At 70.4% G+C, this 24,487-nt stretch carries 17 protein-coding genes; 6 read left to right on the top strand and 11 right to left on the bottom strand.

The genetic code is table 11. The features are described 5' to 3' along the window. Nucleotides 1–41: 41 nt before the first annotated feature. The 4 genes from OHA55_RS24690 to eccD all read right to left on the bottom strand — a co-directional run bounded on the left by OHA55_RS24690 (nt 42) and on the right by eccD (nt 5,968). Complete coding sequence (locus OHA55_RS24690; RefSeq protein WP_266709841.1) at nt 42–1,421, bottom strand: pitrilysin family protein; 1,380 nt, start codon at nt 1,419–1,421, stop codon at nt 42–44. Next, complete coding sequence (locus OHA55_RS24685; RefSeq protein ID WP_266711119.1) at nt 1,418–3,628, bottom strand: polyribonucleotide nucleotidyltransferase; 2,211 nt, start codon at nt 3,626–3,628, stop codon at nt 1,418–1,420. The genes OHA55_RS24690 and OHA55_RS24685 overlap by 4 nt, the downstream gene beginning before the upstream one ends. A gap of 322 nt (nt 3,629–3,950) precedes the next feature. Beyond that, the gene (gene rpsO / locus OHA55_RS24680; protein ID WP_003965855.1) at nt 3,951–4,241 is read right to left on the bottom strand and encodes a 30S ribosomal protein S15; all 291 of its coding nucleotides are present in this window, start codon (nt 4,239–4,241) and stop codon (nt 3,951–3,953) included. Nucleotides 4,242–4,459: 218 nt separating this feature from the next. Beyond that, the gene (eccD, locus tag OHA55_RS24675) at nt 4,460–5,968 is read right to left on the bottom strand and encodes a type VII secretion integral membrane protein EccD (RefSeq protein ID WP_266709840.1); all 1,509 of its coding nucleotides are present in this window, start codon (nt 5,966–5,968) and stop codon (nt 4,460–4,462) included. 271 nt (nt 5,969–6,239) lie between these two features. On the opposite strand from eccD, the gene eccCa reads away from it, so the two are divergent. From eccCa to OHA55_RS24660, 3 genes are all read left to right on the top strand, one after another. After that, nucleotides 6,240–10,211, top strand: a complete 3,972-nt coding sequence (eccCa, locus tag OHA55_RS24670; RefSeq protein WP_266709839.1) for a type VII secretion protein EccCa — start codon at nt 6,240–6,242, stop codon at nt 10,209–10,211. Nucleotides 10,212–11,078: 867 nt separating this feature from the next. After that, nucleotides 11,079–13,445, top strand: coding sequence for a DUF6571 family protein (locus OHA55_RS24665; protein WP_266709838.1), 2,367 nt, complete (start codon nt 11,079–11,081; stop codon nt 13,443–13,445). Then, complete coding sequence (locus OHA55_RS24660; protein WP_266709837.1) at nt 13,442–14,167, top strand: hypothetical protein; 726 nt, start codon at nt 13,442–13,444, stop codon at nt 14,165–14,167. The genes OHA55_RS24665 and OHA55_RS24660 overlap by 4 nt, the downstream gene beginning before the upstream one ends. 179 nt (nt 14,168–14,346) lie before the next feature. Here OHA55_RS24660 and OHA55_RS24655 read toward each other — a convergent pair whose 3' ends face one another. From OHA55_RS24655 to eccB, 7 genes are all read right to left on the bottom strand, one after another. After that, entirely contained in the window at nt 14,347–14,643 is a 297-nt protein-coding gene (locus OHA55_RS24655) for a WXG100 family type VII secretion target (RefSeq protein ID WP_266709836.1), read from the bottom strand. Nucleotides 14,644–14,705: 62 nt separating this feature from the next. Continuing rightward, nucleotides 14,706–15,062 (bottom strand): WXG100 family type VII secretion target, encoded by a 357-nt coding sequence (locus OHA55_RS24650; RefSeq protein WP_266709835.1) that lies wholly within the window; start codon nt 15,060–15,062, stop codon nt 14,706–14,708. Between the two features lie 135 nt (nt 15,063–15,197). Continuing rightward, nucleotides 15,198–16,499, bottom strand: a complete 1,302-nt coding sequence (locus OHA55_RS24645; RefSeq protein WP_266709834.1) for a S8 family serine peptidase — start codon at nt 16,497–16,499, stop codon at nt 15,198–15,200. Nucleotides 16,500–16,524: 25 nt separating this feature from the next. Continuing rightward, nucleotides 16,525–18,204: a WXG100 family type VII secretion target gene (locus OHA55_RS24640; protein WP_266709833.1), complete on the bottom strand. Its 1,680-nt coding sequence runs from the start codon at nt 18,202–18,204 to the stop codon at nt 16,525–16,527. Beyond that, nucleotides 18,201–18,554, bottom strand: coding sequence for a hypothetical protein (locus tag OHA55_RS24635; RefSeq protein ID WP_323180489.1), 354 nt, complete (start codon nt 18,552–18,554; stop codon nt 18,201–18,203). Before OHA55_RS24635 ends, OHA55_RS24640 begins: the two co-directional genes overlap by 4 nt. Before the next feature lie 322 nt (nt 18,555–18,876). After that, on the bottom strand, nt 18,877–20,145 hold the full coding sequence (mycP, locus tag OHA55_RS24630) for a type VII secretion-associated serine protease mycosin (protein ID WP_266709831.1): 1,269 nt from the start codon (nt 20,143–20,145) through the stop codon (nt 18,877–18,879). Between the two features lie 19 nt (nt 20,146–20,164). Then, the gene (gene eccB / locus OHA55_RS24625; protein WP_266709830.1) at nt 20,165–21,697 is read right to left on the bottom strand and encodes a type VII secretion protein EccB; all 1,533 of its coding nucleotides are present in this window, start codon (nt 21,695–21,697) and stop codon (nt 20,165–20,167) included. Nucleotides 21,698–21,879: 182 nt separating this feature from the next. Here eccB and eccE point away from each other — a divergent pair, with 182 nt between their 5' ends. The 3 genes from eccE (at nt 21,880) to OHA55_RS24610 (ending at nt 24,278) form a co-directional block, all read left to right on the top strand. Then, complete coding sequence (eccE, locus tag OHA55_RS24620) at nt 21,880–23,226, top strand: type VII secretion protein EccE (protein WP_266709829.1); 1,347 nt, start codon at nt 21,880–21,882, stop codon at nt 23,224–23,226. Nucleotides 23,227–23,234: 8 nt separating this feature from the next. Next, nucleotides 23,235–23,930: a hypothetical protein gene (locus OHA55_RS24615; RefSeq protein ID WP_266711117.1), complete on the top strand. Its 696-nt coding sequence runs from the start codon at nt 23,235–23,237 to the stop codon at nt 23,928–23,930. Nucleotides 23,931–24,044: 114 nt separating this feature from the next. Continuing rightward, entirely contained in the window at nt 24,045–24,278 is a 234-nt protein-coding gene (locus tag OHA55_RS24610) for a DUF397 domain-containing protein (protein ID WP_266709827.1), read from the top strand. Nucleotides 24,279–24,487: the final 209 nt, after the last annotated feature.

Raw genomic sequence — 24,487 nt, 5'->3', positions numbered from 1 at the left:
AGGGAGGGGTACGGGCCACCGGAACCGGCCCTGGCCGTGTCCTAGGACACGGCCTCGTGGAGGCGGTCCGCCTGCTTGTCCTTGAGCGGGCCGATGACGGAGAGCGAGGGGCGCTGTCCGAGCAGTTCGGCGGCGACCGCGCGGACGTCGTCGGGCGTGACCGCCGCGATCTCCGCCAGCATCGCGTCGACCGACATCTGCTCGCCCCAGCAGAGCTCGCTCTTGCCGATGCGGTTCATCAGGGCGCCGGTGTCCTCCAGGCCGAGGACGGTCGAGCCGGAGAGCTGCCCGATGGCCCGGGTGATCTCGTCGTCGTCGAGGCCGTCGGACGCGACCCGGTCGAGCTCGTCGCGGCAGATCTTGAGCACGTCGTGCACCTGGCTCGGGCGGCAGCCCGCGTAGACCCCGAAGAGTCCGCAGTCGGCGAAGCCCGAGGTGTACGAGTACACGCTGTACGCCAGGCCGCGCTTCTCGCGGACCTCCTGGAAGAGGCGCGAGCTCATGCCGCCGCCGAGAGCGGTGTTGAGCACGCCGAGCGCCCAGCGGCGTTCGTCGGTACGGGCGAGGCCCGGCATCCCGAGGACGACGTGCGCCTGCTCGGTCTTGCGGTTCACGACCTCGATCTTGCCGGCGGTGCGCAGGACGCGGGAGCCGTCGCGGGGGGCCATCGGCTGGGCGTCGGTGTTCGAGAGCGCGCCGGCCCGGTCGAAGGCCTTGCGGACCTGGCGTACGACCGTGGCGTGGTCGACGTTGCCGGCGGCGGCGACGACCAGGTGCCTGGGGTCGTAGTGCTTCTTGTAGAAGCGGGCGATCTGCCCGCGGTCCAGCGCGTTGATCGTGTCGACGGTGCCGAGGACCGGGCGGCCGAGGGGGGTGTCGCCGAACATCGTGTGCGCGAACAGGTCGTGCACGCAGTCGCCGGGGTCGTCCTCGGTCATCGCGATCTCTTCGAGGATGACTCCGCGCTCGGCGTCGACGTCCTCCGCCCTGATCAGCGAGCCGGTCAGCATGTCGCAGACGACGTCGATGGCGAGCGGCAGGTCCGTGTCGAGGACCCGCGCGTAGTAGCAGGTGTACTCCTTCGCCGTGAAGGCGTTCATCTCGCCGCCGACCGCGTCGATCGCGGAGGAGATGTCCAGGGCGCTGCGCTTGCCGGTGCCCTTGAAGAGGAGGTGTTCGAGGTAGTGGGTCGCGCCGTTCAGGGCCGGGGTCTCGTCGCGCGAGCCGACGTTGGCCCAGATCCCGAAGGTGGCGGAGCGTACGGAGGGCAGGGTCTCGGTGACGACACGGAGACCGCCGGGGAGCACCGTACGGCGGACCGTACCGATGCCGTTGGTGCCCTTGAGAAGCGTTTGGGTACGGGCGACGGCCCGCGCCTTCGAAGAGGCGCGGGCCGTCGTCACGGAACTACGGGACGTCACTTGGAGGCGTCGTCCTTCTCTTCTTCTTCACCCTCGACGACCGGGATCAGCGAGAGCTTGCCGCGGGAGTCGATCTCGGCGATCTCGACCTGGACCTTGGAGCCGACGGCGAGCACGTCCTCGACGTTCTCCACGCGCTTGCCACCGGCGAGCTTGCGGATCTGCGAGATGTGCAGCAGACCGTCCTTGCCGGGCATGAGGGAGACGAAGGCACCGAAGGTGGTGGTCTTGACGACCGTACCCAGGTAGCGCTCGCCGACCTCCGGCATGGTCGGGTTGGCGATGGCGTTGATCGTGGCGCGGGCGGCCTCGGCCTGCGAGCCCTGCTGGGCACCGATGTAGATGGTGCCGTCGTCCTCGATCGTGATGTCGGCGCCGGTGTCCTCCTGGATCTGGTTGATCATCTTGCCCTTGGGGCCGATGACCTCACCGATCTTGTCCACCGGGATCTTGACGGTGATGATCCGCGGGGCGTTCGGGGACATCTCGTCCGGGACGTCGATGGCCTCGTTCATGACGTCCAGGATGTGCAGACGGGCGTCACGGGCCTGCTTCAGCGCGGCGGCCAGGACCGAGGCGGGGATGCCGTCGAGCTTGGTGTCGAGCTGGAGCGCGGTCACGAACTGCTTGGTGCCGGCGACCTTGAAGTCCATGTCGCCGAAGGCGTCCTCCGCACCGAGGATGTCGGTGAGGGCGACGTAGTGGGTCTTGCCGTCGATCTCCTGGGAGATGAGGCCCATGGCGATACCGGCGACGGCGGCCTTGAGGGGCACACCGGCGTTCAGCAGCGACATGGTCGAGGCGCAGACCGAGCCCATCGACGTGGAGCCGTTGGAGCCCAGCGCCTCGGAGACCTGGCGGATCGCGTAGGGGAACTCCTCGCGCGACGGCAGGACCGGGACGATGGCGCGCTCGGCGAGAGCGCCGTGGCCGATCTCGCGGCGCTTGGGCGAGCCCACGCGGCCGGTCTCGCCGACCGAGTACGGCGGGAAGTTGTAGTTGTGCATGTAGCGCTTGCGGGTCACCGGGGAGAGGGTGTCCAGCTGCTGCTCCATGCGGAGCATGTTGAGGGTGGTGACGCCCAGGATCTGGGTCTCGCCACGCTCGAACAGCGCCGAGCCGTGCACGCGCGGGATGGCCTCGACCTCGGCGGCGAGCGTACGGATGTCCGTGACGCCACGGCCGTCGATGCGGACCTTGTCCTTGATGACGCGCTCGCGGACCAGCTTCTTGGTCAGCGCGCGGTAGGCACCGGAGATCTCCTTCTCGCGGCCCTCGAAGGCCGGGAGGAGCTTCTCGGCCGCGATGTCCTTGATGCGGTCGAGCTCCGCCTCGCGGTCCTGCTTGCCGGCGATGGTGAGCGCCTTGGCGAGCTCGGTGGAGACGGCCTTGGTGAGGGCCTCCAGGACGTCGTCCTGGTAGTCCAGGAAGACCGGGAAGTCGCCGACCGGCTTGGCGGCCTTGGCGGCCAGCTCGGCCTGCGCCTTGCAGAGGGCCTTGATGAAGGGCTTCGCGGCCTCCAGACCGGCTGCCACGACCTCCTCGGTGGGGGCCTCGGCGCCGTCCTTGACCAGCTGGACGGTCTTCTCGGTGGCCTCGGCCTCGACCATCATGATCGCGACGTCGCCGTCCTCCAGGACGCGACCGGCGACGACCATGTCGAAGACGGCGTCCTCGAGCTCGGTGTGCGTCGGGAAGGCGACCCACTGGCCCTTGATCAGCGCGACACGGGTGCCGCCGATCGGGCCGGAGAAGGGCAGGCCGGCCAGCTGCGTGGAGCAGGAGGCGGCGTTGATCGCGACCACGTCGTACAGGTGGTCGGGGTTGAGCGCCATGATCGTCTCGACGATCTGGATCTCGTTGCGCAGGCCCTTCTTGAAGGAGGGGCGCAGCGGCCGGTCGATCAGCCGGCAGGTGAGGATCGCGTCCTCGGAGGGGCGTCCCTCGCGGCGGAAGAAGGAGCCGGGGATCTTGCCGGCGGCGTACTGCCGCTCCTCGACGTCCACCGTGAGGGGGAAGAAGTCGAGCTGGTCCTTGGGCCGCTTGGAAGCGGTGGTGGCCGACAGCACCATGGTGTCGTCGTCCAGGTACGCGACGGCGGAGCCGGCGGCCTGCTTGGCCAGGCGGCCCGTCTCGAAGCGGATGGTGCGGGTGCCGAAGGTGCCGTTGTCGATCACGGCTTCGGCGTAGTGGGTCTCGTTCTCCACTAGTGATTTCTCCATACTCGTCGTCTTTCGTCCTCACGCCCGTGTGGCGGAGGACGGTGCGTGGAGAAGCGCACCTGATGTGCGGGCCGGTCTTCGATCGAAGCCCCCGGGCGTTCTTTCCCGGGTGCCACTACCGAGGACCGGCGGCGGCGGGAGTGCGCTTCTCCTCGTGCGTTCAGTTGTGTCGCGTCGTGCGGTGGTGCTTACCTGCGGTGGTGCTCACGTCCAGGTTACTGAGGTTGCCCCCGGTACCGCACGTGGTGCACGTACGGCAAAGGGAGCGGCCCCCGGGAAGTGGGCACCGCTCCCTCTCACAGCGTGCTTACTTGGCGCCGCCGGCCGCACCGCGGCGGATGCCGAGGCGGTCGACGAGGGCGCGGAAGCGCTGGATGTCCTTCTTGGCCAGGTACTGCAGGAGGCGGCGACGCTGGCCGACCAGGATCAGCAGACCACGACGGGAGTGGTGGTCGTGCTTGTGCGTCTTGAGGTGCTCCGTCAGGTCCGAGATCCGGCGGGAGAGCATGGCGACCTGAACCTCGGGGGAACCGGTGTCACCCTCCTTCTGGGCGAACTCGGACATGATCTGCTTCTTCGTAGCGGCGTCGAGCGGCACGCGTACTCCTCTTGATGTTCGATGCGCCCACGAGTGCCCCTGGTCTTGATCTCAGGGGAGCTTCCGTGACTCGGAGGCGAAGGTCCGATGGGCGCTGTCCCCAGAAAGAAACCGGGGACGCGTACACAAACGGCCACCGCACAGACTACCAGCCGCACGGCAGCGCCCCCGCCGACGGCCCCCTCGTGCTCGGGGTCGTACCGGCGGGGGCGCGGGATTCAGCTGCTGAGGGACCTGATCGAGGTGTAGACGTCGAAGACGGCGAGGCAGAGCGGCAGGAGCGTGAGCAGGACGAACGCCTCGGCGATCTCCAGGAAGCGGCCCCAGAACGGGGTGACGCCCTTGCGGGGGACGACGAGCGCTATGGCGGTGATCACCGCGGCGGTCGCGGCGACGGCCGCGGTGAGCCAGATCGTACGGATGTCGAGCGCCGCCCGGTCTCCGCGCAGGGCGTCGATCATGATCTCCACCGGGGGGTTCAGGCAGAGGCCGAGGCCGAGCAGGACCAACGCGGCGAGGCCCGCGGCCAGCGCGCAGGCGACCTGGGCGGTGTAGCGGAAGAGGTGGGCGCGCATCAGCATGGCGCAGCCGGTGGCCAGCGCCAGCAGCTGTCCGTAGATGTCCGCCGAGAAGCCGAGGACGGCCGCTCCGGCGACGGCCACCATGGCGCAGCCGCCGGCCAGGCCGAGCAACAGTTCGTGGCCGCGGCGGGCCTGGGCGGCGATCCTGACCGCGTCGACCGGTCCCTGCGGGGTGCGCTCGGCGCTCCCGTAGTCGCCGCTGGTGGTGCGGGGCGGCTCGAAGCCGATGGGGAGGCGGGCGAAGCGGGTGGAGAGGCCGGGCAGGAAGCCGAGGGCTCCGACGGAGAGCGGGGCGCAGACCGCGGCGGTCTCGGTGGGCTCCAGGTCGGTGAGGATCGCGGCGAAGGTGACGAGTACGCCGACGGCCGAGGCGAAGACGAACGCGACGAAGGGGCCGTCGCCGGTGGGGGCGACGATCACCAGGATCACCGAGACGACGAGCACGGCGACGCAGGCCAGCAGGAACTGGAGGCGGCCGATCCCCTCGCCGGCGCCCAGCGGCAGCAGCCCGGACCCGGCGACCGCGCCGTTGACCAGGGCGCCGATGCCGAGGGCGATGGCGGATCCGCGGTCCTCGTACACCCGGGCGCGTACTCCGGCGACGGCGAGCAGCAGGACGGCGGCGACCGCGGCGATGACGCCGGGCAGGCCGTGCATGTCGTGCAGCGGGTCGGAGGTCCAGAGGACGAAGCCGAGGAGGGCGAGCAGGACGGAGCCGCCGAACAGACCGGAGCCGCGCATCAGGGCGTCGCCCCAGAGGGCGCGGTCGCGGGCCACCGCGGACGCGACGGCGTCGGAGACGTCGTCGAACACGGCGGGCGGCAGCGATTCGGAGAACGGGCGGAGCGAGAGGAGCTCGCCGTCGAGGATGCGCTGGGCGGACAGGGTGCGCCCGCTGTCGAGCACGGTGCCGTCGCGGCGTACGAGGTGGTAGCCGACGGGTGCTCCCTCGGCGGGGCTCTGGCCGGAGAGCCGCAGGACCTCCGGGTAGAGGTCCGCGAGGGGGACGTCCTCGGGCAGGGCGACGTCGACGCGGCTGTCGGGCGCGACGACGGTCACCCTGCAGAATCCGGTTCCGTTGCCGGCCGGAATCCCGGGGCCGGTCCGGCCGGGTCCGGTGGTCGCCGCTCGGGCCGTCGTGGTCACCTGTTGCTCCCCCTCATTGCCATGTTTTCCCGCGGAGAACCGTCTCTCCGCCGGGACTGCGCTGCCGTGTCTCTCCACTGGGACGCGAGCCCTCGCACCCCGCCCCGAATGACCGGTTTTTTGGCGGTAGTTCGCGGGTGCGTACACGCGTCGCGCTACCCTACCGCTCTCCGTCCGGCCGGTCCGTCAGTAGGATCCTGGCCCGGGCGGAGCCCGTCGCCACGGGGGCGTCGAGAGGAACAGATCTGTCCGGCAAGGGAATTGGTGAGCCGTGAGCCACATCGTCGTCAAGCGCCCTCCGCGCGCGCTGCCCTCCGAAGTGCCGGACGCGGAGGTGCAGTTGCAACCTCCTCCGGAGCTGCCGCGCGGGCAGCAGGAGGGTGCGATGATGCAGCTGCTGCCGATGCTCGGCATGGGCGGTTCGGTCGTCTTCTTCTTCATCACGCCGAACCCGATCATGCGGATCATGGGCATGGTGATGGTCGCGTCGACGGTCGCCATGGCGATCTCGGCGCTGGTCCGTCACCGGCGCGGTGCGCAGGGGCAGCTCGCCGACATGCGGCGCGACTACCTGAAGTACCTGACGCAGACCCGTCGCGAGGTGCTGCGGACGGCGCGTCTCCAACGTGACGCCCAGTTCTATCTGCACCCGTCCCCCGAGCAGCTGTGGGCGCTGGTCGCCGAGGGCAGCAGGGTCTGGGAGCGCCGAGTCGCCGACGTCGACTTCGGGCAGGTCCGCATCGGCCTGGGGAACCAGGAGCTGGCCACCCCGCTCGTCCCGCCGCAGACCGCGCCGGTGGACGAGCTGGAGCCGCTGACCGCCGGGGCGATGCAGCAGTTCCTCAACACCCATTCGTCGCTGGACGGACTGCCGATGGCCGTCTCGCTCCGCGCCTTCTACCACGTGACGGTCAGCGGCGATCCGGAGTCCGTGCGCTCCTCCGCCCGCGCGCTGATCGGTTCGCTGGCCTCGTTGCACTCCCCCGAGGACCTGGTCATCGCCATCGCGGCGGACCGGCAGTCGTCCCACCACTGGGAGTGGGCGAAGTGGCTCCCGCACGTGCAGCTGGCCGGTTCCACGGACGGGGCGGGCAGCCGCAGGCTCATCTCGACGAGCTCCTCGGAGCTGGAGGAGCTGCTCGGCGGCCGTCTCGAAGGACGCCCCCGCTTCCAGGCGGGCGGGCAGCCGCTGATGGACCAGCAGCACATCGTGGTGGTGCTCGACGGCGAGTCGGTTCCGCCGATGTCGGTGCTGGCCTCCCCCGAGGGCGTCCAGGGCGTCACGGTCATCGAGGTCGTCCCGGGTGAGGTGACCGGCGCCCGCGGTGGGCTCTCGGTGACGGTCCACCCCCAGTCGCTCCAGCTGGAGTCGGGCCACGGGCTGGTCTACGAGGGCCAGCCGGACCTGCTGAGTTACGAGGCCGCGGAGGCGCTGGCCCGCCAGCTGGCCCCGTTGAACGTGGCGGCGGGCGGGGACGACGACGAGCCGCTGCTCGCCAACCTGGAGTTCACCGATCTGCTGAACCTCGGGGACGCCTCCTCGGTGGACGTCTCCAGGACCTGGCGCCCCCGCTCGCAGGCGGAGCGGCTGCGCGTCCCGATCGGTGTCGGCGAGGACGGCTCCCCGGTCATGCTCGACCTCAAGGAGGCCGCGCAGGAGGGCATGGGTCCGCACGGCCTGTGCGTGGGCGCGACGGGTTCCGGCAAGTCGGAGCTGCTGCGCACGCTGGTGCTGGGGCTCGCCGTCACGCATTCGTCGGAGACGCTGAACTTCGTCCTCGCCGACTTCAAGGGCGGTGCCACCTTCGCCGGGATGGCGCAGATGCCGCACGTCGCCGCCGTGATCACCAACCTCGCGGACGACCTGACGCTGGTGGACCGCATGGGCGACTCCATCCGCGGCGAGCTGAACCGGCGGCAGGAGATGCTCCGCGACGCCGGGAACTACGCCAACATCCACGACTACGAGAAGGCGCGTGCCGCCGGCGCCCCGCTGCTGCCGATCCCCTCGCTGGTGCTGGTGATCGACGAGTTCAGCGAACTGCTCACCGCCAAGCCGGACTTCATCGAGATGTTCGTGCAGATCGGCCGTATCGGCCGGTCGCTCGGCGTACACCTGCTGCTGGCCTCGCAGCGTCTGGAGGAGGGCCGGCTGCGCGGTCTGGAGACGTACTTGTCGTACCGGATCGGTCTGCGGACCTTCTCGGCCGGCGAGTCCCGGGCGGCGCTCGGCGTACCGGACGCCTACCACCTGCCGAACGTGCCGGGTTCCGGCTATCTGAAGTACGGCACCGACGAGATGGTGCGCTTCAAGGCGGCGTACGTCTCCGGGGTCTACCGCTCGGGTGCGGAGCGGGCGTCGATGCCCGGCGGGCCGCTGCCGGTGGACCGCAGGCCGGTCGTGTTCACGGCGGCGCCGGTCGCGGTGCGGTACGTGGAACCGGAGCCGCAGCCGGAGGTGCCCGAGGCCCGCAAGGCCGAGGACGACGCGCTCGCGGACACGGTGCTGGACGTGATCGTGCGCCGGCTGGAGGGGCGCGGGGCCTCGGCGCACCAGGTGTGGCTGCCGCCGCTGGACAACCCGCCGTCGCTGGACGAGCTGCTGCCCGGCCTCGCGCCGGTGCAGGGACGCGGCCTGACCCAGCCGGGGTTCGAGGGCGCTGGGCGCCTGGTCGTCCCGCTCGGCGTGGTCGACAAGCCGTACGAGCAGCGGCGCGACACGCTGTACCGGGACTTCTCCGGTGCCGCCGGCCACATGCAGATCACCGGTGGTCCGCAGTCGGGGAAGTCGACGCTGCTGCGGACGCTCATCGCGGGCTTCGCGCTCACCCACACCCCGCACGAGGTGCAGTTCTACGGACTGGACTTCGGCGGTGGCGGTCTGTCGTCGGTCAGCGGTCTCCCGCACGTCGGCGGCATCGCGTCGCGTCTGGACCCCGAGCGGGTGCGGCGTACGGTCGCCGAGGTGTACGGCATCCTGACGCGGCGCGAGGAGTACTTCCGCAGCGCGGGGATCGACTCGATCGCGACCTTCCGCAGGATGCGCGAGCGCGGCCAGGTGTCGGTGGAGGACCAGCCGTGGGGCGACGTCTTCCTGATCATCGACGGCTGGGGCAACTTCCGCAGTGACTACGAGGGCCTGGAGGCGGCCGTCGTCGACATCGCGGGCCGCGGTCTCGGGTACGGCATCCACCTGATCGTCACCGCCTCGCGGTCCATGGAGGTGCGGGCCAACCTCAAGGACCACCTGATGAACCGGCTGGAGCTGCGGCTCGGTGACGTCATGGACTCCGAGCTGGACCGCAAGGCGGCCGTCAACGTGCCGGCCGGGGTGCCGGGCCGGGGTCTGACGCCGGAGAAGCTGCACTTCATGGCGGCGGTGCCGCGCATCGACAGCATCAACTCCGACAGCGACCTCTCCGAGGCGACCACCGCGATGAACCAGGAGGTCGCCCGCCACTGGACGGCGTCCCCGGCTCCGGCCGTACGCCTGCTGCCGCGCGAGCTGCCCGCCTCGGCGCTGCCGCCGGGTCACGCGCACCCGGAGCGCGGCATCGCGTTCGGCATCGACGAGAACAACCTGGAGCCGGTCTTCCTCGACTTCGAGCACGACCCGTTCCTGATGGTGTTCGGGGAGAGCGAGTCCGGCAAGTCCAACCTGATGCGCCTGATCATCAAGCAGCTGACGGAGCGCTACTCCGGCGACGTCTGCAAGCTCTTCGTGATCGACAACCGGCGTTCGCTGCTGGACGTCACCCCGCCGACCCACCTGGCGGAGTACGTGCCCATGTCCAACAACATGGAGCACCACATGGAGGCGCTCTACGACCTCATGCAGCGGCGCACCCCGTCGGCGACGGTCACCGCGCAGGAGCTGCGGGACCGCAGCTGGTGGCGGGGCCCGACGGTCTACGTCCTCGTCGACGACTACGACCTGGTCTCCACGTCGAGCGGCAACCCGCTGGGCAGGCTGACCGAACTGCTGCCGTTCGCCCGGGACGTGGGCGTGCGCTTCATCATCGCCCGCAATTCGGCGGGCGCGGGGCGGGCCGCGTACGAACCGTTCATCCAGCGGATGACCGAACTGGGCGCCCAGGGGCTGCTGCTGTCCGGTGACCCGAACGAGGGCGACATCATGGGCAACGTCCGCCCGCGTCCGATGCCCGCGGGCCGGGGCGTGTTCGTCTCCCGCCGCCGGGGCAACCCGCTGGTGCAGACGGGGCTGGTGGACGGGGAGCGGTAGTCCCCGAGCAGTACCGCACGAGGCCGGGCCGGGGCCCCTTTTCGGGGGCGCCCGGCCCGGCTGCGTTCTCCGGGCCGGCCGCGTTCCCCGGGCCGGCTGCGTTCCCCGGGCCGGCTGCGTTCCCCGGGCCAATTGCGCTTTGCCGGCCGGGCTGCACGCTTTTCCTACCGGGGGCTTGTACGGATTTCTTTGCGGCCGTCCGGGGCCCGGTCGGAACACGGGCCCGCGGCTCCGACGGGCAATCCCTTTCCGATGCGTAACCCCCGCTCTCCGGAAATCCGGAGAGGCCTGCCATACCCTGCCGCCCCCTTCCCGCCATTCCTCCGCGGCGTGGCGCATTCGCACCCATGAAATGGCCGTCCCGCCGTACGCTCGGGAGCCGTACGAACGAACACATCTGCACGCGCGAACATGTGATCGCCGTTCGGTCCCGTCCAGGCGGACGAACGGCGACCGTCGCCCGAGCGCGCCACGGGCCGGGGACGCGCGCGGGGACGATGTGCCGGGCATCCGGTCCGCACGCCGATGTGCACGGCATTCCCCGCAGCGACATGCGCGACAGGTACGGACAGTGTTCACCAGGGTCTCCCGCGCCCACGTGCGCGCGGTGAGCGACGGGAAAGGTACCCGGCAAGTGGCGTGGAACGAATGGGAACCATGGACGTCGGATGCGGCCGACCGGCATGCGGCACACAGACGGAGGAGACTTCCGGCACCGGAGTCCGGGTGTCGCGGACGCCGTTTCCGTCCGGTGACACCCGGCACGGTCACCGGGGCCTCGCGCGCCAGGTGCGGGATCCGCGTCCGGCCGGCCGTCGGCCCGACGTCCCGGCTCGACGCGATATCCGGCCGACGGGCGGAACGCTGATGGACCTCGACGCACTGCGTTTCGGCAACTTCTCCGCGCTCGACAGTGCCCTCTCGGACTGGGAACGGCTGGTCAAGAACCTGAAGACGCTTCAGGGCGAGGTCCAGGACGGTCTGAAGGCAACGGCGGTGAAGGCCGACTGGGCAGGCCTCAACGCCAACGTCACTCGCGACTTCGTCACGAAGACCGCCGCGGAGTTCACCGACGCGCACACCCAGGCGAGCAGCATCGCCGCCATCCTCGGCGACACCCGCGGTGAACTCGTCTCCTACCGGGGGCAGCTCAACTCCGCGATCGAGCGCGGGGTGGCGAAGAACCTCACGGTCAGGGACACCGGGAAGGGCACGTTCGCCGTCGACATGAACATCCACCCGGACCGCGCCGCCGCCGGAACCCAGGTGCCCGAGCACAGCCAGCAGGACGTGGACCGCCTGCGCGACGAGGTCCAGTCCATCCTGACCAAGGCCACCGAGAGCGACGCCACCGCGGACGAGACGCTCCGGCTCCTCGTGGACCAGGCGAAGTACGGCTTCTCCGACGCCGGTTACCAGGACCGCGACTCCGCCGCCAAAGCCCTCAAGGACGCCAAGGAGGCTGCCGCGCTCTACTCCAAGGGCTCCGGCATGTCGAACGCGGAACTCACCCGGCTCATCGCGCTCATGAAGGAGAACAAGAACGATTCCCTGTTCGCCGAGCGCTTCGCGACCGGTCTCGGCCCGGAGAAGACCCTCTCGCTCTACGCCGACCTCGCCGACGACCAGCAGTTCTACGTGCACCCGCGCTCCGGGAGCGGCCTCTCGGAGGAGATGCAGACCCGGATGAAACTGCTCGGCGGGCTGGAGTCGAACCTCGGCACCACCCTGGCGACGGCCACCCACTCGGGCAGCGACGACATGGCGCAGTGGCAGAGGGGCCTCCTGGTGGCGGGCGGAAAGGATGTCGGCACCCCCGGGCAGGACCGCGTCTACGGGTATCAGGTGATGAGCAACCTGATGAGGAACGGCGCGTACGAGGACGACTTCCTGAAGAGCTACGGGGACAGCCTGATCGCGTTCGAGAAGGAGAACACCTCCGACGAGGTCGGCGGCCTCCAGCGGCGGACCACACGCGAGGACGTCCTCCCGTGGAACCACTCCGGCGCCTTCGAGCGGCTTCACTACGGGGCGGGGAACGACGCCGGTTCCGACCCGATGACGGGCTTCATGGAAGCCCTGGGACACAACGCCGAGGCCTCCACGGACTTCTTCGACGAGGGAACCAACTTCGACTACCTCACCGAGGACCGGGAGTGGTTCGAGGACCACGCGAAGACCGACGCCAAGACCATCGCCGGGTACGACTCACTGGGACACGCCCTGGAGTCGGCGACCAAGGGCGCCCCTTACGACGCCGACCCGCCGCAGCTGCACCGCGACAGCGAGACCGCCGCCGTCGCCCAGCGGGTCGTGGAGCGCTACGGGCAGGACGCCGAGTACAAGGGCGACAAGCAGACCGGCCTCAGCGGTGCTCAGCTCCTGGCCAAGCAGGAGGGGATCGGCGACAGTCTGGGCAGTATCGGTGCCGCCTACATCGACGACATCAACTGGGCCATGGACGGCAACGCCGAGAAATCGGTGTACGCGATGGACGACGGCGGACGCATCTCGTCCGCCGAGCGGGCCCACTTCGACAACAGCGATCTCGGCCTCACCAAGTTCATCAGCACCCTCGGCCAGGACCCCGACGCCTACGCGTCGCTGGGCACCGCCCAGCAGGTGTACACCACGTCGCTGCTCCACGAACACCCGCCCACGATCGAGGCCGACGGCGACGTCTCGTCCAGCGAGGCCGAGACGGTCCTGCGCAACGGCGCCGAGGTCCAGGGCGTCCTGGACCGGTCGCGGGCGGAGGAGATCAAGGCCGGCGGGATGGAGGCGGACAAGAAGTACAACGACGCGGTCGACGCCCGGATCGAGCGGGACAAGATGATCTCCGGCGCCGTGACCGGCAGCCTCTTCGCGCTCGCCCCCGAAGCGACGACCGGGGTGGCCGCGACGGTGGTTCCGATCGTGGGGGACCAGACCGAGGGAGTGGTGGGCGGCCTGATCGAGAAGAACCTCGACGAGTACGCGGAAGCGCACCACCGGGACAACTCGGAGAAGTACCACGCGGAGGGGAACGAGGTGTACGCGAGCGGCTATCGGGCGTCCTGGCAGCCGGGTCTTTCGCTGCTGGCGTCGGCCGACGCGTCCGATGCCTGGTCGGATGCCGACTACCGCAGGCTGAGTGACGCTCTCACGGAAGCCCAGAAACTCGGCTACAGCAGCGGGAGTCAGAATCAGGAGAACGTCGGGCAGCTCCCGACCCCCGCGGGGGCAGGCTCATGAGAACGATGGTGAGAAGGGCCGCCCCCGCTCTGGCCGTGCTGATGCTGGCAGCTCTGCTCGGCGCCTGTTCCGGCCCGTCCGACGGTGCTGACGCGCCCGCGCCCTCCGGATCGACGGCACAGGGGAAGCCGGCCGAGCAGGTCTGTGCGGGACTTCTCGGCGGGGACGGCGCGACCGCCCTGGAGCGGCTGACCGGCGCCACTCGTTTCGCCGAAGACCCGGGGTATGACCTCACGGAGGTCCGGTCGGTTACCGAGACCGCTCGGAGGCTGGAGCAATCGGTACCAGGCAGCAGTGAGCGGCTGTACCTCTGTCTCTTGGATCCCCTCCACGTGCGAGGCCTGAGCGTCTTCAACCTCTCCGCCCACTGGTCGCGGCCGAAGCCGAACGACCGCCAGTGGCACAGCAGCGTCAACGCCTCCGTGTACGACATCACGGGCCGAGGGGTCCACGACGACAGCGCTCCGTACCTGAGTGGGTCGGACAGTTGGGGAGCGGTGTCCTTCCGCTGCCCCGTGGGCCGTGGCGGCGAAGAGGGGATTTTCCTCGAGGTGGAGTTGACCACGTCGATGCTGAACCCCGACGACAGTCCTGAACGGACCGAGCTGCTGGTCCGGGTGGCGTACGGCGCAGCGCTCACGTTGGTGCGGGGCATGGGATGTCTCGCGGAGAGCTCGTTGCCTCAGTCCCTGGGAACGATCACTCCGCTGCCCAAGGACTGAGGCTCGTCCGGGGACCAGCGACGGCGCCCCATCCTGTCGTGGAGGGGGCGCCGTCGAACCGCCCTTGCGTGCGCGGAAGCCCGGGGGAAGGGACGGGGTGTGGGCACCTCCCGCGCGTGCCCACACCCGTCCTTCGCGCCCGCCGCCGTCACGCCCGCGGCAGCGCACCGGTCAGGCCCCTAGAAGTTCTGCGAAGCCTTCTTGTCACCGGCCTGGTACGCGGACGCGGCCTCGCGCACGGCGCGGGTGATCGACACCAGCGACTCGTGGATCGCCCGGGCGTCCTTGTCCCAGCCGGCCTGGGCGGTGTCGTACGCGCCCTTGGCCTCGCCCTGCCAGAGCTCGGCGACGGAGGCGACCCGGCGCTTGATCGCCGCGAGGTCCTCGTCGAGCTGCTTGCTCTGCCGCTCGACGGCGGAAGCGGCCGCCTCAAGGCTGGAATATGTGACAACGGTCGTACCGTCGTTGTTCGACATGTGGTCCTCCGATTCGGTGTGTTCGCGGGACGACTGCCGCTCGGCGCCGGCAGTCGCCGGGGTCAGAAGCTGCTGAGGCTCGACGTGGGGGGCGCGCCCGCGCCGCCCGTGTAGCCCGGCACCACGTCGATGCCGTGGAGAGCCCGCTCGACCTCTTCTTCGGTGTTGTGGGAGATGGTCCGGGCGGCCTTGATGGCCTCCTGGAAGTGCTGCAGCCGGATGCCGATCGACACCATGCTGTCGTTGATCTCCCGCTGCTTGTTGTCGAAGGCGGAGGCGCCGATGCCCTTCCAGGCGCCTTCCAGGCCGTCGATCGTGGCCTGGAGCGTCTTCAGCTGGCTCTTGACGGAGTCGTACCGCGTCGAGAGTTCGTTCTCCAGCTGGAGGAGACTTTCTGCTGTGACCTTCTGATCTGCCATGGACCTGGCTTCCTTTCGGGTTCTCTTTACGAGCCGGCAGGTTCCCGCCGGAAGTTCATGGGTGAGCCGGCACCTGCGCACGGTCGTCGGCCGCTCGCACGGCCGTGACCGCGACGCGTCCGGCCGGTCACCCGGTCAGACGGCGCCGCGGCGCCTGCGGAGGAAGTAGAAGGCGCCTGCGCCGACGACGACCACGGCCACCACCGCGCAGGCGATCAGGCCGAGGTTGTTGCCGCCCGAATCCGGCTCGCTGGAGCCTGCCACAACCGCGTCGTCACCGGACTCGCCCTGTGGCGGCTGTGACGAAGCTGAAGCAGACGCGGAGGGGGAAGCGGAGCCCGCGGGGGCGGGCGAGGCGGTGGAACCGGACCCGGAGGCCGAGGCGCTCGTGCTCTTCCCGGTGAGCGGGCTGATGTCGGGGTCGCCCGGGTCGCCCTTGTGCTTGAGGAGGTTCATCGACGGGCGGATCAGACCGTGCCCGAGGTAGGCGCTGGTCTCGTCGTCGGCCCAGTCCCGCGCGGCCGTGTCGAAGAGGACCCGGAGCACCTGGTTCGCCGTCCAGTCGGGGTGGGCGGACCAGACGAGCGCGGCGGAGGCGGAGGCGATGGCGGTGGCCGCGCTGGTTCCACCACTGTCGCAGTACGACTGGAACGTCTTGTCGCACCAGTCGGGCACGTTGACCCCCGGTGAGGCGAGGTCTACAAAGCCACCGTGCTGGGACGTCTTGGCCACCGTCCCCTTGTTGTCAGCCGAGGAGACTGCGACGACCTCGTCGTATGCCGCCGGGTATTGGACCGCGTTGGCCCCGTCACCGTCGTTACCCGCTGCGGCGAAGAACAGCTTTCCCTTGGACAGGGCGTACTTCGCCGCCTCACGCTCCTCGTCCGCAGGGAAATCGCTGCCGAAGGACATGCTGATGATCCGCGCGTCGGTGTCGGCAGCAGCTCGGATGGCGTCTTCGCTGTCGTGGGCGTTGACGTGATTGTTGTCCTGGAACTCCGTGTCGGAGATCCGGTACGGAATGATCTTCGCATCCGGTGCGAGCCCTTTCAGGCCGCCCCCGTTGCCCGTCCCGGCGATGAGCTCGGCCATGGTGGTGCCATGTCCGTCGTAGTCGTCGTTCTCGTCGCCCTCAGCTTCGGTGGCGTCCCAGCCTTTGAGGACCTGGCCCCGCAGCGACGACGTATCGGGATTCACGCCGGTATCGATGACGGCGACCGTGATGCCCTTGCCCGTGGAGACCTTCCACATCTCCTCGGCCTGCATGGCGTCCAGGTACCACTGTTTCGCCTGCACGTCCTGGGCCACGGCGGACGGAGCCAGCCCGGAGAAGCAGGCACTCCACGCCGCGGTCGCTGCGAGCGCACCGACCAGTCGGCGGCGACGCGCACCTCGGGATCTGCCGCGCGTGGGGGCATGGCTCATTTCTGCGGTCATCCTGACTTCCGAACCTTCCACGTGCCTAGTCGATCACCGGCGGTGCGGCCTGGGGCCGACCTGCCGTCCAGGTCTCTTCGTCTTCCGTCAGGTAGTCGGGCCGCGTCGACGCGTTGTTCTCTTCCTCTTCCTCGCGCTCCCGCCGGCCTCCGGGGCGCACCAGGCCCGCCCCGCCCGAGGTGAACCCCTTGCCTCCCGAACGGCCGCGCGGAGTGCCGACGACACCGTTCGAACCCGCGGTTCCGCGACCCGTCGGCCGGCCCGCGGAGGAGCCGTTGCCGATGACTCCGCGCTGGCCGGCGCTCCTCGCGGACGCACCTCCCTGACCGTTGCTCTGCCCACCGATCACCGTGCCGCGTCCACCCGTGCGCGCACCCGAGGCTCCGGAGGCGGAGGGCTTCTGCTGGGGTGTTCCGCCCGTGATGCCGCCGCGTCCGGCCCGGGGTGTGGAGCCCGTGCTCGAACCGCTCTGGCCCGCCACCGGACGGCCGCCGCTCACGCCGGACCTGCCGGAGGCCGACGACGTGCCGCCAGAACGCCCGAAATTCTGGGAACCACCGGTCGAGCGGCCCGAGTTACCGGTTGCCGTCCGCTGGGTCGCCGAGTTGCTTCCGCCCGGAAGGCCGGTCCGGGCGGAGCCCTTCGCGGTGCCCGCGGTGCCGGACGCCGGCTTCACGCTGCCGCCCCGCACCCCGCCGCCGCCGAGCGGACCGGTCGACGGGAACACCGTGCTGCCGGGCCCCGGGGACCCGCCCGTGGCGGTGGGCGGCGCGGACGACGGGCTCTGCGTCGTGGGCGGGAGTGTCGAAGGCGGGGTGACGCTGTCGATCTCGGTGCGTGTGTCACTGTCCAGGACAGGCTTGGTGGTGACCAGTTCGTCGGCGGTGTGGTGCGGTTGTGTGCTGGTCACCTCACCGGTCACCGACCTCACCGTGCCGGTACTGGAGGTATGTCCGGGAAGACCGCTGCCCGACTGTCCGGAGGAGCCGGAGGATGCATCCGGATCCTTGAGTTTGCCCCTCGGGCGCGGCATGTCCACCGACAACTGCATGTCGAACCGGGGCGCCTCCTGGGTGGCCAGCACCTCCGAGGTGACGGAGTAGTAGGACGCCAGCCGGTTGGCCTGGTTGATGGCCTCCTGCCGGTGTCCCTCGACCTTGACGGCAGCCGCGTACTCCGGGTTGCTGTCGATGCGCTCCGGGCTGGGGATGTCCTTGGGAGCCTTGCGGATCGCCCGGGTGTCGCGCGGGGGCAGGGAACTCTTGACCGAGGCCAGGCCGGTACCGGCGACGGTGATCTGGGTGGCGGCGGAGTCCGCGAACTCGCTGAGCCGGGTCGCGTGGGCGACCAGGCCCGCTCCCCAGTCACGGAAGGCGATGTTGGCCTCGCCCTTCCAGTCCACGACGGCGATGTGGTCGCCGAGTTCCTTCGCCGCCTCCCTGATCGCGTCCCGCGCCTTGTAGAGCGCCTGTCCGGCGGCCTCCAGGTCGGCCGGGTCGGAGTTCTCGACCAGGTCGATCATCGCGTTGAGGTCGTGCCCCTCGAACGAGGTACGGCCCGCAGGACGGCCCGAGCCTCCGAAGAAGGAGCCGGCCACCTTGCGGACCCGTTCGGTGACGTCCGTGACGACGATCTGGGACTTGACCCTGCCCTGGTCGTAGTCCTGCTGTTCGGCCGGGGTCAGCTCCGGCTGAGTGTCGGTCATTCGGCTGCCCACCCTGAGTCGACCGTGGTGTCCTGGTTGTTCGCCTTGTGCTGGTGCTCCTTGTCGAGGCGCCCCTTGATCAGGTAGAACCGGCGCCGCACCTCGTCCTCGGTGTTGTCCATGCCGACGGCCGCGGCATGGACGCCGAGGCTGAGGTATTCGATCTGGTCGCCGAGGGTCTTGGAGAGCGAGGTGAGCGACTCGTGGACACGGGTGTACTGGGAGTAGAGGGCGTCCGCCTCGTGGAAGCCCGCGTTCCCGCCGCTGAACGAGGTGCGCGAGAGCTCGTGGGCCCCGATCCTGGTGCGGCCTGCCGCCGAGCTCTCGAGGTCGGCCAGGAGCGCGTCCACCCTCTTCTTGAACCGCTCCAGCGCACCGACGCCATGTTCAAGGTCGGCCGTTCCGCCGCTGGAGCTTCCTCCGTCGTCTGCGAGCACGGTGACTGCCTTTCCCCCGTTGTTCTCATTTGCACAAACCGTCCTGCGTTGCGATCGCACCGGGAGACCTCACAGCGCTCACGCACCCCATACTCTATCCACAGCCCTCGGAGGGTCCAACTGTGTTGTCAGCCATGTGACTTACAGATGGACACTTCGCGGAACGGGGCCGATCCCGCTCATCTCGTCAACCGGTCGCCCTGCGAACGGAGATGGCCGTGGAGGGAGTGCGGGCTCATGCGCCTCGTACCCCGGAGAGCCGCCGCCGACGCGCGTCGCGCAGCGCCACGGCGACTCCCGCTATCGCGGCGACCAGCACCAGGGCACCCACCACGACGTACGTGGCGAGGCGGGCGTCCCGTTCCTCGGCCGTCTCCCCCAGGGTGAGTTCGGCCGGTGTGGGTGCCTCGGCGTCGCTCATGCCTTCGCGGGCGGTCGGCTCCTTGACCGGCTGGTCGTCCTCGGTGAGGGCGCGTACCGGGTCGACGACTCCCCAGCCGACCAGGCGGTCGTGTCCCGCGACGGACCGCTCGGCGGTCTGCTCGATCTGGGCGACGATCTCCTCCTGCTCCCACTTCGGGTGGATGGACTTGATCAGGGCCGCGACGCCCGCCACGTAGGGGGCGGAGAAGCTGGTGCCGTTGTCGGAGCAGTGCCCTCCGGCGGGCACGGTGGAGATCATGTCGACGCCGGGGGCGGCGACTCCCACCCAGTCACCGGTCTGGGAGAAGCTCGCGCGTTCGTTGTTGCGGTCCGAGGAGGCGACCGCCAGAACCCCCGGGTACGAGGCGGGGTAGGTCCTCTTGTCGGTCGCGTCGAGTCCGTCGTTGCCGGCCGAGGCGACCACGACGACCTCCTTGGCGAGCGCGTGGTCGACGGCCTGCTGGAGTGCCGCTTCGGGCTCCACCGCGTTGGCGGTGTCCTGCGAGATGTTGATGACGTCGGCGTTCGCGGTGTCGACGGCGTACAGGATGGCGTCGGCGAGGGTCTTCGCCGTGCCGTGGCCCTGGGCGTCGTTCTGCTGGATCGGGATGATCGTGGCGTCGGGGGCGAGCCCCACGAAGCCCGTGTCCTTCTCTTCGCGGGCGGCGATGATGCCGGCGACCCTGGTGCCGTGGCCGACGGTGTCCGTCGTGCCGTTCTCCTTGCCGCGCGGGAGTGGTTCGCCGTTCTCGTCCTTGAGGCCCTTGGCCATCAGGTTGGCGCCGGCCGAGGCGTCGACAGCCTTCTTCAGCTGCGGGTTCGCCGTGTCGACCCCGGTGTCGATCACCGCGACCCGGACGCCCTTCCCGGTGGAGCGGCTCCAGAGTTCGTCGAGCAGTACGCGCTGGAGCGACCAGGGGCGGCCGGCGTAGGGCTTCGAGGGGAAGGTGCACTGGGTGGAGTCGTCGGCCGCCGCGGGGACGACCGGTACGGAGACCAGGGTGACCGCGGTCGCCGCCGCGACCGTGAGCAGACGCCGCTTCAGCGCACGTGAAGATGGTGTGGAGTTCGGGGAGATCATGGGCTGTCCACCGCCCTTCTCAGGAGCCCTGCGGCTGGCGGGCAGCCGCGGTCGACAGTCGGGGGCCGGTCGGCAGGAACTCGGACCAGGCCGCCGGGACCGGGGCCGGGGTGACCTTCCCGTACCCGAGACGGGTCTGCGCCTGCTGCGCCTCGGCCAGTCGCTCGGCCTTCTCCTTGGCGGAGCCGGATTCCCCGATCCCCGAGTCGCCCCCGGCGCTGTCGCCGTTGGACTGCATCGCGTACCGGAGCCCGGTGTCGGTGACCAGGAAGAGGTACCCGGTGGAGGTGTCCGAGCCCTTGAACTGGCGGAAGAGCTGCCCCGAGCCGGGGGTGACGTACGCGCTGCTGGAGCCGGTGGGCAGGGTGGCGGGGAAGCCGGTGCCCGCCCAGGTGGAGAGGGTGGTGGCTCCGGTGTCGCCGTTCACCTCGCGCAGCACGCTGCACACGGTGTTGCGGCTGCCGCTCGTGGTGCTCGCGGAGTTGACGGCGCGAGGGGCGTCCTTCGGCCATTTCTTGTCGTCGCCGAAGGACTGGCCCGGTGCGATGGCGGCGGCGCTGACCGCCTTCGCGGTGCCCGCCTGGCCGAGGCCGATGAGGTCGCGGCTGCTGAGGAGCAGCTTGGCGGTGAACTCGGAGACCGGCGCCACCCGGCCCTGGAGGACCACGTACTTCTGGGTCGTGGTGCCCGAGGTCGCTTCGAGGACCATGCCGACCTTGTCGAGCGCGGGGTCCAGTCCGCCGCCCACTCCGGCGTCCGCTCCGGCCGTGCCGGGGACTTTCGGAAAGGTGATGGGGTCGCCGGTGTGCAGGGTCGCCAGCCAGGCGGAGGAGACCCGTTGCGGGGTGCGGCGCTCACCGACGAGGGTGCGCAGGAGGAGCTCGTCGCTCTTGTCGACGGTGTACGCGCGCCCCTGGGCATCCACCACGTGGCGGACCCCGTCCTCCTGGCCTTCGACGTACATCAGCTCTCCCGAGGTGAGCCGCCCGGCGCCCTCGGTCTTCTTCTCCTCCCGCTGGGCGAAGACGAACGCGGCCTTCTGGATCGCCCGGCCGCCCTCGCCGGGGCGCTCGCAGACGGCCCAGCGCTTGGCGGCTCCGGCGTCACCGCTGTCGGGCAGCCGGTCGGGGGCGTACGGGATGCCGAGGGTCGCTCCGTGCGGAATCCTGCCGCTGTCGAGTTCGGACTCGGCGACGTTGATGACCTTGCCCTTGTCCGGGTCGAGCAGCAGTTTCGCGGAGGACATGTTGAGGACCGGGTGGAGCTGCGTCTTGCCGTTGGTCTTGAGGACGACGTAACGCGTCGTCGACTTGCTGGCGATGATGACGTTCTCGTTGGGGGTGTCCCAGCCGGTGGGTGCGACCGGCTTGAACATGCCCCAGGCGCCGAAGACCGCGAGGATCACGATGCCGGCGACGGTCCCGGGGACCACCGCGCGCAGGGGCTTCGGCGCCCCCTCCTCGGAGCCGCTCGGGTGGGGTTGCACGAACTGTGCGATCAACCTCCGCTTCGCAAAGGTGTAGGCGTTGAGTTCGTCCCGCCTTGATGCCATGATCCGCTGCCCCTTCTCCCCGACGGGCGACCAGATAACCACATCCGTTTGCGGATTCAGTTGTCGCACCGGCGCCCCTACTATGCCTGTTGACGGTGCGCGGACACGCCTCAGGTAGGGTGATCGCCCGGTCAACACCCGCGGGGAAAAGCTAAATAGGGACACGAGGGGGCAACACGGCGATGGGCACTGCGACGCGCGAGCGTACGGGTCGGGGGACCGCGGATGCGTCCGGCACTTCCCGACGGCAACGCCGCGGCCGGCGGCCCGGGACCGGCCCCGCCGCCCCTTCCCCGTCCGCCGCACCCGCCGCCGCGGTCCTGCGGTCGGCCGCGCGGACCAGCAGGGTCAGCCCGCTGCTGCGGCAGTTGGTGCTGGTCGAGGTGGCGCTGGGAGCGGCGGTGGTGGGAGCCGCGCTCGGCGGGATGTGGATGGCCCCCGCCATGGTGGTCGCCGGCGTCCTGGTCGTGATCGCGGTCATCCGGCGGCGCGGTACCGCTCTGCAGGACTGGATGTCGACGGCGCTCGCGATGCGCTCCCGGCAGCGGATGCCCTTCCGTCACGAGCCGGACGCTGAGGCGTCGTTGGCGCCGATCGCGGAGAACGTGCCCGGTTTCGCCCCCTTCGTCTACATCGATCGGGAGCGCCGCACGGTCGGGATGCTCGGTGACGGCACCTTCCTCACCGCCGTGGTGCGGGTCGAGGCGAGCGGCGAGGCGCTCCGCCCGGCGTTCGGCGCGCGGGCGCTTCCGCTGACGCTGCTCGGCGATGCCCTCGAGGTGGACGACATCGTGCTGGAGTCGGCCCAGTTGGTGCAGCAGGTCCGCTGCGCCCCGGCGCCGCACCTTCCGGCGCGGTCGGTGGCCCGTCTCTCGTACACCCCCCTGCAGGAGCAGACCGGGGCTCCGGCCCTGCGGATGACGTGGGTCGCGGTGAAGCTCGACCCGGAGCTCTGCCGTGAGGCGGTGGAGGCGCGGGGCGGCGGGGTCGCCGGTGCCCAGCGCTGTCTGGTGCGGATGGCGGACCACGTGGCGAGCCGGATCACCGGGGCGGGGTTCAAGGCGACGGTGCTCGACCAGGAGGAGCTGAACGCGGCCGTGGCGACCTCCGCCTGCGCGAACCCGATCCAGTCGGCCCGCGCCGTGCGCCAGGACGCCGGGGCGCAGCGCAGGACGAAGGAGACCTCGCGGGTGTGGCGGTGCGACGACCGGTGGCACACGACGTACGCCGTCGACCGCTGGCCCGAGCTGGGCCGCGGCGCGACGCCGCTGCCCAAGCTGGTGGCCCTGCTGACCTCCGTACCGGCGTACGCCACGACGTTCAGCCTGACCGTGCGGCGCGGGGCTCACCAGGGTGCGGTGTCGGTGGCCGGGCACGTGCGGATCACCGGCGGTTCCGACACGGAGCTGGTGAGCGTGCGCAGGACACTGGTGCAGGCGGCCCGGGTGGCCAAGGTCGGTCTCGTACGGCTGGACCGCGAGCAGTTGCCCGGGGTACTCGCCACTCTTCCGCTGGGAGGCGCGCAGTGAGCCGGATCATGTCGCGGCACGGGCTGCGGGGACCGCGTCACGCGGGCCACACGATCGCGGCGGACCATCTGGGCGCCCTGTCGCTGCCGGTCGGCGACGACGGCGTGGTGATCGGCAACGACGCGGAGAACCGCCCGCAGATCATCGGGTTCCACCGCCCGGCCCCGTACGACGTGCTGCTCATCGGCGGGCTGTGGACCGCTCAGGTGCTGGCGCTGCGGGCGGCGGGCACGGGTGCGCGGGTCGCGGTGGAGACGGGCCGCACGCAGGCGTGGACCGCGCTGGCGCAGGCGGCCGGCGCCGGGCTGGAGTGCGTCTCGCTGCACGAGGTGGGCCGGGTGCCCCCGACGGGTGCGACGGTGGGCAGTCCGGTGGTCGTCGTACGGGACTGCGGGATGCGGCCTCCCCGGGGGCGGGTCGTCTCGTCGCCGTGGCAGTCGGTGCTGACGCTGCTGCCCTATCTGAGCCCGGTGGCACCGCGGTTGATGCGGTCCTCGTCACTGGTGGGGGTGCAGCGGGTCTCTCCCCAGGAGGCGGATCAGATCGGCCGCATCCTCGGCCTCTCGCGCGTCGAGAGCGAGGCGCTGCCGACGCTGGCGGACGGGGTGACCCTCTGGGTGTCGGGCCGCGAGCACCACTGGGTGATGACGAGCGCGACGGACGCGGAGACCGGGCTGCTGGGCACCGCCCGCAGGATGGACTAGCCGGACCGGTCCCGGGGCCGGAACGCCGGAATCCGTCAAGTTCCGCTCCGGGGCGCGTCCGTTCCGTGGACGATGGAACCGCAACGTCACCGTTCGATCGAAAGGGGCGCCGACATGGGCACCCAGCAGGAGAAGGACGAGCTCTACGCGCTCGACATCACGGACGCCGTGTGGCTGAGCGCCCCCGGCACCGAGAACGAGGAGGAGCGGGTCGAGATCGCGCACCTGCCGGAGGGTGCGGTCGCGATGCGTTCCTCGCTGGACCCGGACACGGTGCTGCGCTACACCGAGGCGGAGTGGCGGGCCTTCGTACTCGGCGCCCGTGACGGGGAGTTCGACCTGAAGTAGCGGTCGGGGACCGTACGGGGCGGTGGTCCGGCCGGACCACCGCCCTTTCGCGTGTTTCCACACGTCGGAGGGACCGTCGCGCCCGCCGCCGTCCTGCGCGCGGGGGCCGGCTCGGCCCGGTGCGGGCGGATGTGACGGATCGGACCTTCCACTGCCCCGGGTACGGCCTGACGTCGGGGGCCCGATGGCGATTAGGGTGGGGTGTGGGC

Source organism: Streptomyces sp. NBC_00102 (genome assembly GCF_026343115.1).
Lineage (GTDB): Bacteria > Actinomycetota > Actinomycetes > Streptomycetales > Streptomycetaceae > Streptomyces.
This window is presented reverse-complemented; position numbering and strand designations above follow the sequence as displayed.

What these genes read in the sequence shown, in the direction of transcription:
- OHA55_RS24665 (WP_266709838.1), top strand. Translation starts at nt 11,079, where the DNA reads ATGGACCTCGACGCACTGCGTTTCGGCAACTTCTCCGCGCTCGACAGT.
- OHA55_RS24660 (WP_266709837.1), top strand. Translation starts at nt 13,442, where the DNA reads ATGAGAACGATGGTGAGAAGGGCCGCCCCCGCTCTGGCCGTGCTGATG.
- OHA55_RS24655 (WP_266709836.1), bottom strand. Translation starts at nt 14,643, where the DNA reads ATGTCGAACAACGACGGTACGACCGTTGTCACATATTCCAGCCTTGAG.
- OHA55_RS24650 (WP_266709835.1), bottom strand. Translation starts at nt 15,062, where the DNA reads ATGGCAGATCAGAAGGTCACAGCAGAAAGTCTCCTCCAGCTGGAGAAC.
- OHA55_RS24645 (WP_266709834.1), bottom strand. Translation starts at nt 16,499, where the DNA reads ATGACCGCAGAAATGAGCCATGCCCCCACGCGCGGCAGATCCCGAGGT.
- OHA55_RS24640 (WP_266709833.1), bottom strand. Translation starts at nt 18,204, where the DNA reads ATGACCGACACTCAGCCGGAGCTGACCCCGGCCGAACAGCAGGACTAC.
- mycP (WP_266709831.1), bottom strand. Translation starts at nt 20,145, where the DNA reads ATGATCTCCCCGAACTCCACACCATCTTCACGTGCGCTGAAGCGGCGT.
- eccB (WP_266709830.1), bottom strand. Translation starts at nt 21,697, where the DNA reads ATGGCATCAAGGCGGGACGAACTCAACGCCTACACCTTTGCGAAGCGG.
- eccE (WP_266709829.1), top strand. Translation starts at nt 21,880, where the DNA reads ATGGGCACTGCGACGCGCGAGCGTACGGGTCGGGGGACCGCGGATGCG.
- OHA55_RS24615 (WP_266711117.1), top strand. Translation starts at nt 23,235, where the DNA reads ATGTCGCGGCACGGGCTGCGGGGACCGCGTCACGCGGGCCACACGATC.
- OHA55_RS24610 (WP_266709827.1), top strand. Translation starts at nt 24,045, where the DNA reads ATGGGCACCCAGCAGGAGAAGGACGAGCTCTACGCGCTCGACATCACG.